A 12,136-nucleotide genomic window follows, 5' to 3' on the forward strand; every position below is an offset into this window, starting at 1 on the left:
ATCAAATATCACCATTTGGAAAATGAAAAAAGCCCTGTTAGAATGCTTAAGCTAAAAAAATTGAAGCTGTAAATTCGTCGAAATGCTAACGCGCGTTGTACTCATCAGCGCACCAACCGGAGACCCGTATGTCACCTCAGATAGACCAAGTTCTGGCGCAAGCCGTTAATGATCCTGATGTCATGGAAACCAACGAGTGGTTAGATGCACTCGAAGCTGTGATCGAGCTTGAAGGTCCGGACCGTGCCCACTATCTGATGGAGCGTATGCTGGATCTGGCACGCCGTCGCGGTGCCCATATCCCTTTCTCCAGCAATACCGCTTACGTCAATACTATCCCAGCTGACCAGGGTGTGCATTGCCCGGGTAATCTGGAAATCGAAGAACGTCTGCGTTCTTACATGCGCTGGAATGCGATGGCGATGGTGGTCAAGGCCAATCGTGTGGATGGCGACCTCGGTGGTCACTTGTCCAGTTTCGCCTCGCTGGCGAATATGCTGGGCATAGGCTTTAACCACTTCTGGCATGCACCGACTGAAGAACATGGCGGCGACCTGCTGTACATTCAGGGGCACTCCGCACCTGGCATTTACGCCCGCGCTTTCCTCGAAGGCCGTATCAGCGAAGAACAGTTGCTGCACTTCCGCCGCGAAGTCGATGGCAAGGGTCTGTCCTCTTATCCGCATCCAAAACTGATGCCAGACTTCTGGCAATTCCCTACCGTATCGATGGGTCTGGGCCCTTTGATGGCGATTTATCAGGCCCGCTTCCTGAAGTATCTGCATGCACGTGGCATTGCTGATACCGAGAAGCGTAAAGTCTGGGCCTTCTGCGGTGACGGTGAGATGGACGAACCGGAATCCATGGGCGCGATCGGTATGGCTGGCCGCGAACAGCTGGACAATCTGGTTATCGTGGTCAACTGTAATCTGCAGCGCCTCGATGGTCCGGTACGTGGTAACGGCAAAATCATTCAGGAACTCGAATCCGATTTCCGTGGCGCTGGCTGGAATGTCATTAAAGTGATCTGGGGCAGTGGCTGGGATGAGTTGCTGGCGAAGGACAAAGAAGGCATCCTGCAAAAAGTGATGATGGAAACCGTAGACGGTGAATATCAGAACTACAAAGCCAAAGACGGTGCCTATGTGCGTAAGCACTTCTTCGGCAAGCATCCGAAATTGCTGGAAATGGTCAGCAATATGTCGGATGACGATATCTGGCGTCTGACCCGTGGTGGTCATGATCCACACAAAATTTACGCAGCATTCAAAGTCGCGCAGGAAAACAAAGGCCAGCCTACTGTGATTCTGGCTAAGAGTATCAAGGGCTTTGGCTTCGGTAAGGCCGGTGAAGCGCGTAATACTGCACATAACACCAAGAAGCTGGATGATGAAGCGATCAAAGCAATGCGTGACCGCTTCCAGCTGCCTATCGCTGACGAGCAATTGCCGGAAATTCCATTCTTTAAACCTGCGGATGACACGCCGGAAATGCAGTATCTGCATGAGCGTCGCCGTGCCCTGGGCGGTTACCTGCCACAACGTCGTCAGAAAGCGGATGAACAACTGGTGGTGCCAGCGTTGTCTGCGTTCCAGGCCATGCTGGAGCCGACTGCCGAAGGCCGTGAAATCTCTACCACTGCAGCCTATGTACGTATCCTGACCGCCTTGCTGCGTGATGCCAGCGTGGGTCCGCGCGTCGTGCCTATCATGGTTGATGAGTCGCGTACTTTCGGTATGGAAGGTCTGTTCCGTCAGATTGGTATTTTCAGCCAGGTCGGTCAGCTGTACGAACCGGTCGATAAAGACCAGGTCATGTACTACCGTGAAGATAAAGCCGGTCAGATTCTGCAAGAGGGTATCAATGAAGCCGGTGGTATGAGTTCCTGGATCGCTGCGGCGACTTCCTACTCGACCAATAACCGTGTGATGATCCCGTTCTACACCTATTACTCAATGTTTGGTCTGCAGCGTATCGGCGATCTGGCCTGGGCTGCGGGTGATATGCGCGCACGTGGCTTCTTGTTGGGCGGTACGGCTGGCCGTACTACACTCAATGGCGAAGGTTTGCAGCATGAAGATGGACACAGCCACATTCTGGCGTCCACCATCCCGAACTGCGTACCTTACGATCCGACCTTCGCACATGAAGTGGCCGTGATCATCCATGATGGTCTGCGTCGCATGATCACTAACCAGGAAGATGTGTTCTACTACATCACACTGATGAACGAGAACTACAGCCATCCAGGTATCCAGCCAGGTCAGGAAGAGGGCATCCTGAAAGGCCTGTACCCACTGCAGAAAGCGCCGGAAGTCACTAAACACCGCGTCCAGTTGCTGGGTTCCGGCACTATTCTGCGTGAAGTGATTGCTGCTGCTGAATTGCTGAAAAACGACTGGGGTATCGCAGCCGATGTCTGGTCTGCGCCATCCTTCACTTTGCTGGCACGCGATGGTCAGGACGCAGAACGCTGGAACATGCTGCACCCGACAGAAACAGCGCGCCTGCCTTACATCACTGAGTGCCTGAAAGATACTCAGGGTCCTATCGTAGTCTCGACCGATTACATGCGTACTTTTGCAGAACAGGTCCGCGCTTTCATTCCTAAAGACCGCAGCTATAAAGTTCTGGGTACCGATGGCTATGGCCGTTCCGATACCCGCGCCAAACTGCGTGAGTTCTTTGAAGTTAACCGCTATTTCGTCGTCATCGCTGCACTGAAGAGCCTGGCTGACGAAGGTGCTTTGTCTGCTTCCGTGGTTGCCCAGGCAATCGCTAAGTACGGCATTGATGCGGATAAACCAAATCCGGTGACTGTGTAATGTCAGCGCCGGGGGATGCGCAGCGTCTCCCGGCTGGCTGCAAAGGACACACCCTGTTAAAGATACGCAAACGGAGCTAATTTATGAGCGCAATTGAAGTCAAAGTCCCGGATATCGGCGATTTCAAAGAAGTCGAGATTATTGAAGTGATGGTCAAAGTCGGCGACACCATCAAAGTGGATCAATCCCTGATCACCGTAGAATCTGACAAAGCCAGTATGGAAATTCCTTCCAGCCACGGCGGCGTCGTCAAAGAAATTAAAGTGAAGCTAGGCGATAAAGTCGCTGAAGGTTCCTTGCTGCTGATCGTGGAAGCCAGCGCTGATGCGGCTGCACCAGCGGCAGCACCAGCGGCTGCGCCAACTCCATCTCCGGCTCCGGCAGCTGCCCCGGTTGTTGCTGCACCAGCGCCAGTCGCTGCTGCACCGGCTCCTGCGCCTGCACCTGCGGTTGCAGCTGCTGCCCCAGTCGCCACCGCTGCTGCGGGTAAGGCACATGCTTCCCCGTCCATCCGTAAGTTTGCACGTCTGCTCGGCGTGGATCTGAGCCGTGTAGCCGGTTCTGGTCAAAAAGGCCGTATCACTCAGGAAGACGTACAGAACTTCGTCAAGGGCATTATGGCTGGCTCGACTGCAGTCGTTGCCGTGGCACCTGCCGCACCGGTGAATGGCAGCGGCACTGGTCTGAATCTGCTGGCCTGGCCTTCGCTGGACTTCAGTAAATTCGGTGCCACTACGACGCAGCCGCTGTCCCGTATCAAGAAACTGTCTGGCCCGAATCTGCATCGCAACTGGGTCATGATCCCGCATGTCACGCATTTTGAAGAAGCCGATATCAGCGACCTGGAAGAATTCCGTAAGTCGTCTAACGAAGCGCTGGCAAAATCCGGCGTCAAGCTGACGATGCTGGCGTTTGTGATCAAGGCGAGTGTGGCTGCACTCAAAAAATTCCCGGCATTTAATGCTTCGCTCGATGCAACTGGCGAAAACCTGATCCTGAAACAGTATTACAACATCGGTTTCGCGGCGGATACGCCGAATGGTCTGGTCGTACCTGTAGTGAAAAACGCGGATCAGAAAACGGTGTCTGAGATCGCACGTGAAATGGGCGAACTGTCAGCGCAAGCACGTGACGGCAAACTCAAACCGGCCGATATGCAAGGTGCGACATTCACGATTTCCTCTTTAGGTGGCATAGGCGGTACTGCGTTCACACCGATTATCAATGCACCTGAAGTTGCGATCCTGGGCTTGTCCAAATCCGGCATCAAACCGGTATGGGACGGCAAGCAATTTGTGCCTCGCCTGATGCTGCCTTTGTCGCTGTCGTATGATCACCGCGTGATCGACGGCGCGATGGCTGCCAAATTCGCTGCTTATCTGGCCGATATCCTGGCCGACATGCGTAAAACCTTGCTGTGAATGGAGAACCGGGCATGAGCACAATAGAAATCAAAGTTCCCGATATCGGCGATTTTAAAGAAGTTGAAGTCATCGAATTGCTGGTCAAAGTCGGCGACAGCATCAAGGTCGATCAGTCTTTGGTCACCGTTGAGTCCGACAAAGCCAGTATGGAAATCCCATCCAGCCACGCTGGTGTGATCAAAGAACTGCGCGTTAAACTCGGCGACAAAATTGCTGAAGGCAGCTTGCTGCTGATCGTTGAGGCAGAAGCGGGCACTGCAGCAGCGCCGGTCGCAACAGCAGCAACAGCAGCAACAGCCGCACCTGCAGTTGCTGCTCCGGTTGCAGCACCTGCTCCGGTTGCCGCCGCGCCAGTTGCCGCGCCTGCGGTGCTTGGCATCGTTGAAGTTAAAGTGCCTGACATCGGTGATTTCAAAGAAGTTGAAGTCATCGAATTGATGGTCAAAGCGGGTGATACCATCAAAGTGGATCAGTCTTTGATCACCGTGGAATCTGACAAGGCCAGTATGGAAATTCCATCCAGCCATGCAGGTGTGGTGAAAGAAGTCAAAGTTAAAGTCGGTGACAAAGTTGCGGAAGGTTCTGTGCTGTTGTTGGTCGAAGCTGCAGGCGCCACAGCGTCGCCAACTGCTGTACCTGCACCAGCATCTGCGCCTGCAGCTGCCGCTCCTGTCGCAAGTGCACCGGCAGTACCTGCTCCAGTCGCGTCCGGCTATGCCGGTCAGGTCGATATCGAATGCGACATGATGGTTCTGGGTGCGGGTCCTGGCGGCTATTCAGCTGCTTTCCGTTCGGCGGATCTGGGTTTGAATACCGTACTGGTAGAAAAATATTCTACGCTGGGTGGTGTTTGCCTGAATGTAGGCTGCATTCCATCTAAAGCCTTGTTGCACGTGGCAGCGGTGATCGACGAAACCTCACACATGGAAGCGCTGGGTGTCAGTTTCGCGAAACCGGCGATTGATATCGACAAGCTGCGCGGTTACAAAGAAAGCGTCATCAAAAAAATGACCACAGGCCTGGCTGGCATGGCTAAAGCCCGTAAGGTCAATGTGGTGCAAGGCGTAGGTCAATTCCTGAGCCCTTACCACATCGAAGTGACTGCAGCTGACGGCAGCAAAAAAGTGGTGCAGTTCAAGCAGGCGATTATCGCTGCAGGTTCTTCCGTTGTGAATCTGCCTTTCGTACCTGTAGATCCACGCATCGTTGACAGTACCGGCGCGCTGGAATTGCGTCAGGTGCCGAAACGCATGCTGGTCATCGGTGGTGGCATCATCGGTCTGGAAATGGCGACCGTGTATTCCACGCTGGGTGCACGCATTGATGTGGTCGAAATGATGGACGGCCTGATGCAGGGTGCTGACCGCGATATGGTGAAAGTCTGGCAGAAGCACAATGAAAAACGCTTCGACAATATCATGCTCAAGACCAAAACCGTGGGCGTGGAAGCGCTGCCGGAAGGGATTAAAGTCACGTTTGCAGCTGCAGTCGAAGGCGAAGCCGCACCTGCGCCACAGCTCTATGATTTGGTACTGGTCGCAGTTGGCCGCAGCCCTAACGGTAAAAAAATCGCTGCTGACAAAGCAGGCGTGGCAGTGACGGACCGTGGCTTTATCAATGTCGACAAACAAATGCGTACTAACGTGCCGCATATCTTTGCGATTGGTGATCTGGTCGGTCAGCCTATGCTCGCACATAAAGCCGTTCACGAAGCACATGTGGCAGCAGAAGCAGCGGCTGGTGAAAAAGCTTATTTCGATGCGCAAGTCATTCCTTCTGTAGCCTATACCGATCCGGAAGTGGCATGGGTAGGTGTGACTGAAGACGAAGCCAAAGCCAAGGGCATCAAAGTCGAAAAAGGTGTCTTCCCATGGATGGCATCGGGTCGCGCAGTAGCCAATGGCCGCGATGAAGGCTTTACCAAACTGATCTTTGATGCAGAAAGCAAGCGCATCATCGGCGGCGGCATAGTCGGTACCCACGCTGGTGACATGATAGGTGAAGTTGCACTGGCGATAGAGATGGGTGCAGATGCAGTGGATATCGGTAAAACTATCCATCCGCATCCTACGCTTGGTGAATCGATAGGCATGGCAGCAGAAGTCTATAAAGGCGTTTGCACCGACTTGCCGCCTCAGCGTAAGAAGTAAGTTCCGCTAAGGATTGCGACTGCGGTCGCAAAACTGGCAAACAGACCCCGTCTTTGCAGAAGGACGGGGTTTTTTTCAGGCGGGTAGCGTGTCCGTTGTATGTGATTTACGCTTTCTGTGCACGGCGATACGCATGTGTTGTTGGAATTGGCTACATGCACTAGGCCGTGGGGCAGCGCAGTCAGCCGCATGTATGTTGAAACAGAGAGGATGCATCCTGACTTGAGCTTGAGTTGCTATTCTTTTTCAGGCAGCGCATATTCAAGCTACGATCTGGCCGATGCTGATGTGGATGCAAGTGCAAGCAGCCTTGATTCAGACCGCATAACTTTAAGGGAAAAAAGATGGAAGCAGAATTCTGGCACGGCAAATGGGAACGCGAAGAAATCGCCTTCCATTTGGTGCAAGCGAACCCCCTGTTAACTCAGCATGTTGCGAGTCTGCAGCTGGCGCCGGGAGCGCGTGTATTTTTGCCCTTGTGTGGCAAGACGCTGGATATTCACTGGCTCAGACAAAGTGGATACAGGCTGGCTGGCATCGATCTCAGCGAGATCGCGATCCGCGCTTTGTTTGAAGAATTACAGCTGCAGCCTGTCGTGACGCAGCATGCTGATTTATTGCGATTCAGTGCAGACGGTATCGATATGTTTGTCGGTGATTTCTTCAGCCTGGATGCGGCTTTGTTGGGGACTGTCGATGCCGTGTACGACAGGGCAGCACTGGTGGCTCTGCCGCCAGCCATGCGTGCCGCCTATAGCCAGCATCTGCAGGCGCTGAGCCAATATGCTGCGCAATTGCTGATCACTTATGAATATGAGCAGGCACTGGCAGACGGGCCGCCGTTTGCGGTATTGACGTCAGAAGTGCAGCAACATTATGCACAGCGCTATCAGCTCAGTCACCTGACCCGGGTAGCGGTTGCCGGTGGCATCAAAGGCAAAGCACCCGCCACCGAATCAGTATGGTTACTGCAAGCGCGCACAGACGTTTAGCACAACAGCTGCTGGCTAAGACTTAAAAATACAGCACAGCCTTTATTTCTGCTGTGCCGACAATTCGACGCGTAGTTTTTTCGCTTGCTCCAGTATTTGCTCATCCGTCAGGCCGCTGGCCAGGCGCTGCTGTTGACTCACTCTGACTTCGCCTGCAGACAGATTCAGCGCATCGCGATAGAAGTCGCTCACGAACAGTTTGCAGTCCTGTTTCATGCTGGCCTTGCTGATACTCTGACCCTTGGCTGATGTTTTAATCCTTTGCAGGGCTTTAAGCTGAGAATAAGCGTTGATAACATCTAGATTTTTTTTGTATGCATCCAAGGCCGGACTCGCGCCATTAATGGTTCTGGAGATTTTTTCAGCCAGCATATGTGCCAGCAGCGAATTCTGATCTTTATCCATCAGATTCTGTGCGATCTGGCTGCATACCGGCTTCAGGCTTGCATCTGTTTTTATCTGCTTCTGGCAACTGTCATACAGCACCGAATACGGAGAGTTAGCCTGCACGATACTGGTCATTGCCTGCAATGCGGCGACTTCCAGCAGCATACCGGTGTCATCCAGCTGGCGCAGCAAAGTCAGAATGATTTCTTGCAGCGTTTGCATGCGAGCCTGAAACTGGCCGGCGCGGGAAATCTGGTTCAGTGTAGCGTTCAACTCTGCCGCTGGTGTCGGGGTTTTCTTTTGATCAAGCAACAGAAACATCCAGGCGAGCGCATTATCACTATCTAATCTGGTCCATTGCCGGCTGGAGATTTGCAGGCAAGCCTGATCAGGTGCCAGGTTAAAGTTATTGCAGCTCTTATAGGCCATTGCATACAGCTCCGGCTCAGTACTGGTGGTGGCTTGCTGAATTAATGCGCGTACGCTGGCTTGGGCCCTGACACTGGCCAGTTGCCGGAATTTGTTCATGCAATCGTCGGATTCATCGCAGTTTTTTTCATCCTTGAGATCGTTAGCAGAGACCTGTTGAGACTGTATTTGGGCCAGCAAAAACAGGATGGCGCCGCGCCTGACCACATCGGTTTCACGGTTGAGCATGGCGGATAAATACTGTATCAGTCTGTCGCGCGCAGCCGGACTTTCTTTTTTCAGCCTGTCTGGAAATTTATCCAGATCTTTTTCGCTGCTGATATGGCTAAGTAAGTCATCACAAAAACCTTCCAGTTTTTTGAGCTCTTCCTGGGTAAGGTCAATTTTTCCTGCCATGCCTGATTTTGCCTGTTTGGCGTCAGGGCTGACGTTCTGCTCAGAGGTCGGGCTGATCAAGGCAGCAGAGACTGACGTCATTGTGGTTTTTTGTTGCGTGCCAGAAGTCTGTGCATTGGCTGCGACTATCGCGGCAGCCTCAATGTCAGCGCGCCCTGACTGCCAGCGCCATCCCAAAAAGGCGATGACAGCCACTGCCAGACCCAACGCGGAAAGTTTATGGATGTTTTTCATTTTCAGGTGGAGCAAAAAATTGCCTTAAGTTAAGCTTTAAATCATGCTTTATATTTGCCTGATTTGCAATTTATTTGTGCTCCAGACGCATCCGGACAGCAGCGCAGCGCTGCTCATCGCGCTGCTGACGGGGCAATCAGCCATTCAATACCTGCATGCTCTGCGCGCTATAGCGTTCACCGGCAGCGATATCTGGTGGGAATAAGTGATTCAGCGTGGCCAGGTCGCTGGCATTCAGCTTGACTTGCAGAGCCCCCAGATTTTCTTCCAGATAGCGGCGCCGTTTGGTGCCGGGGATGGGTACGATATGCGGGTCTTGTGCCAGCACCCAGGCCAGCGCCAGTTGTGAGGGCGTACATTGATAGCTTTGTGCCAGCTGTCTGACCTGAGCAAGCAGCGCCAGATTACGCGTGAAGTTTTCGCCCTGAAAACGCGGACTGTGGCGGCGGTAGTCATCTTCTGCAAACTGATCTGGGCTGGTCAGGGCCCCGGTTAAAAAGCCTCTGCCCAGCGGGCTGTAAGGCACGAAGCCTATGCCCAGACGCTGGCAGACCGCGAGTACACCGGCTTCCGGGTCTCGCGTCCACAGCGAATATTCGCTTTGCACTGCAGTCAGCGGGTGCACCGCATGGGCACGCTCTATGGTGGCGACTGAGGCTTCTGATAAGCCTAAGTAGCGTACTTTGCCAGCCCGCACCAGATCCGACAGCGCGCCCATGGTTTCTTCGACAGGAATCTGGCGGTCTATCCGGTGCTGATAATACAGGTCGATATGATCAGTTTGTAAGCGGCGCAGACTGCCTTCTACCGACTGACGTATATACTCTGGACTGCCATTCACTCCGCGTGCATGTGGATGTGCCGGATCGCGCACGATGCCGAACTTAGTCGCCAGAAAGCACTGTGAACGCTTGCCCTGCATCGCGCGGCCTATCAGTTCTTCATTGGTATATGGCCCATACATATCGGCGGTGTCGAACAGGTTGATGCCCAGTTCCAGTGCGCGGTGCAGGGTAGCGACCGATTCAGCATCGTCACGGCCTGCGTAAAAATCGCTCATGCCCATGCAGCCTAAGCCGATGGCGGATACGCGCGGCCCGTTTTTTCCCAGCTCGCGCATGGGGATGGTGCTGAGTGAGGTAATCTCATTGTGAGTTCGTGTTTGCATCTCATGGCTCCATGTGGTTGCTCTGGCCAGGATTGCTGACTTCCAGCTCCTCATACATCGCGATTTTGCGCTGCAGGACTTGCAGGTTGCTGTGCAATTCAGCCAGGTTCTGTTCCACGCTCTGCGTATGCGCAATCAGCAAAGCTTTGCGTGCAGCCACACTCTGAACGGTATTTCCCTGTCGCCGCCATGCCGCATATTGCAGCATGTCGCGTACCGGCAAGCCAGTGCGCCGCAGCTTGAGCAGGAACGCTATCCACAGCAAATCTTCTTCGCGAAATAAGCGGTGGCTATTGTCGCGCCGGCTGATAGGATCGAGCAAACCGATGCGCTCGTAATAGCGCAGGGTATGCACGCTGAGTCCGGTTGCCGCTGCGGCCTGTTGTATCGTCAGAGTCGTGGTCATGGGTATAGTCTGGAGCTTGGAGTGCACTCTAAGTCAAGCCGCATCATAAGCTGTTTGCGACAGACGTACTTACTATGGTTAGTCGAGCAGGTTCCCAACTTCGTATGTGTCATTTTCTATTTTTCTCTTTTTGCAATTTGATAAAGGAAAAAAGACTGCATGAAAATCACTATCATCGCAGGGTTATCAGCTAATTTTTCGATTATGCTTAAAAAAATACTATTCAATTAAATCTCCAAAAAGTAAAAAAATAACTGCCCGAATTTCCTGATAGTTACATCATTTGATGGACTAAAAGCCTATGAGCAGATGGGATGACGGCTTTCTTATCCAATTGTGCAACCGAAGGCCAATGAGCTAAAAACCAACAGTAATTCGTAAATCTCACAAAAAATATCGCCCGACATTTCGGTCTGTAGCGGAATTCTGTCCAAGCCCTGCGAATTGCACTATAGTAAGAACAACTGCGTGCCGCGTAACAACGCCTGTCTGACGCGCATACTGCCTCTCTGCTGTACCCCTAAGCTGTGTCATGTCCGTCAACCTTGCCAACTCAGTCGCTGAAAGCCGGGAAATATGAACACTACCGTACAGAATAATTTCTTCACCTGCCCTGAGTTCCTGAAAATGGAACGCACCATCATTGATGATTTTGTCGATTGCACGCGTGAATGTTGTATCGAAGTGGATTCCTGCGTTAAGGCCCTGAACCGTCATGGCGGGCCGGAATATATACACCGTATGTTCCGCTCCATGCACTCGCTCAAAGGCAATTGCCAGATGGTGGGACTGGCGCCATTCAATGCCTTGATGCATAGGATAGAAGAAATTTTCTCTGTGCTGCGCGCACATCCTGAGCAGTATTTTCCTGAACTGGGTGAGTTTTTGCTGCTGGCGACCGATGAAATTGAACAGCTGTTGACTGAGCTGATCAATGAAGGTGTCGGCGATGAACTGCGGCGCGCGCGGCTGGCTGCTGTATGTGAGGAACTACAAAAACGTTGCGCTTCGGGTCTGCGTGCTGAGTATTTCCGCGATGCGATTATTGCCTTGGGTGGCAGGGTATCTTCCAAATCTGAGGCAGCCAAAACTGAGCGTACAGTACAGGCACTGCCTGCTGATCTGGTGCTGATGCAAAACTGGGCTTCTTACATCGATAATCTGAGCATTTTCCGTAAAAATCGCAGTACGCAGACGGTGCAATTGGCAGAGGCACTGAATCAGGCGGTCGGTAACGTGGTCGACCCGGATCAGTTACAGGCAGCGGTACTAATGCATGACTTAGGGATGGCCTTTATTCCTCACTCCATCTTTAACAAAGAAGGTCATCTGTCACGTGAGGAGCAGCGCATCATCCAGGAACATGTGCTGATCGGGTATCAGATGCTGCAGCGTTTTTCCGGTTGGGATGAAGCTGCAAAAATGGTGCTCGATCATCACGAATTTTACGATGGCAGCGGTTATCCGAATCGTTTGAGCGGAGAGCAAATCCATCCCGGCGGCCGCATGCTGGCGATTATCGATACCTTCTGTTCGATCACCACGGAACGTTCTGACCGTAGTTATAAAAAGAGTCTGCTCAGCGCCATCTCGGAAATCAATGCCAATATCGAAGTGCAGTTTGATCCCAGGCTGGTCAATGCCTTCAATGATGTGGTGCGTGGTTTGATGATGAAACAAAATTAGTCTCAGGGCTGAGCTGCCCTGAGTTCGCAATAACGACAC

General features: G+C 52.7%; 8 protein-coding genes. 5 read left to right on the forward strand and 3 right to left on the reverse strand.

The window, feature by feature from the left end:
* Positions 1-128: 128 nt before the first annotated feature.
* The 4 genes from aceE (at position 129) to tmpT (ending at position 7,391) form a co-directional block, all read left to right on the forward strand.
* On the forward strand, positions 129-2,825 hold the full coding sequence (aceE, locus tag H8K43_RS16400; protein ID WP_186904838.1) for a pyruvate dehydrogenase (acetyl-transferring), homodimeric type: 2,697 nt from the start codon (positions 129-131) through the stop codon (positions 2,823-2,825).
* 83 nt (positions 2,826-2,908) lie between these two features.
* Positions 2,909-4,246 (forward strand): dihydrolipoyllysine-residue acetyltransferase, encoded by a 1,338-nt coding sequence (gene aceF / locus H8K43_RS16405; RefSeq protein WP_186904839.1) that lies wholly within the window; start codon positions 2,909-2,911, stop codon positions 4,244-4,246.
* A 14-nt stretch (positions 4,247-4,260) separates the two neighbouring features.
* On the forward strand, positions 4,261-6,399 hold the full coding sequence (lpdA, locus tag H8K43_RS16410; protein WP_186904840.1) for a dihydrolipoyl dehydrogenase: 2,139 nt from the start codon (positions 4,261-4,263) through the stop codon (positions 6,397-6,399).
* A 344-nt stretch (positions 6,400-6,743) separates the two neighbouring features.
* Complete coding sequence (gene tmpT, locus H8K43_RS16415; protein ID WP_186904841.1) at positions 6,744-7,391, forward strand: thiopurine S-methyltransferase; 648 nt, start codon at positions 6,744-6,746, stop codon at positions 7,389-7,391.
* Positions 7,392-7,433: 42 nt separating this feature from the next.
* Here the strand turns inward: tmpT and H8K43_RS16420 are convergent, their stop codons facing one another.
* From H8K43_RS16420 to H8K43_RS16430, 3 genes are all read right to left on the reverse strand, one after another.
* Positions 7,434-8,837 (reverse strand): hypothetical protein, encoded by a 1,404-nt coding sequence (locus tag H8K43_RS16420; protein WP_186904842.1) that lies wholly within the window; start codon positions 8,835-8,837, stop codon positions 7,434-7,436.
* 136 nt (positions 8,838-8,973) lie between these two features.
* Complete coding sequence (locus H8K43_RS16425) at positions 8,974-10,005, reverse strand: aldo/keto reductase (RefSeq protein WP_222611071.1); 1,032 nt, start codon at positions 10,003-10,005, stop codon at positions 8,974-8,976.
* 1 nt (position 10,006) lies between these two features.
* A complete protein-coding gene (locus H8K43_RS16430; RefSeq protein ID WP_186904843.1) occupies positions 10,007-10,411 on the reverse strand; it encodes a MerR family transcriptional regulator in 405 nt (134 codons plus the stop codon).
* A gap of 576 nt (positions 10,412-10,987) precedes the next feature.
* Here H8K43_RS16430 and H8K43_RS16435 point away from each other — a divergent pair.
* Positions 10,988-12,097, forward strand: coding sequence for an HD domain-containing phosphohydrolase (locus tag H8K43_RS16435; protein WP_186904844.1), 1,110 nt, complete (start codon positions 10,988-10,990; stop codon positions 12,095-12,097).
* Positions 12,098-12,136: the final 39 nt, after the last annotated feature.

This window comes from Cognatundibacterium curvum, assembly GCF_014284235.1.
Lineage (GTDB): Bacteria > Pseudomonadota > Gammaproteobacteria > Burkholderiales > Burkholderiaceae_D > Undibacterium > Undibacterium curvum.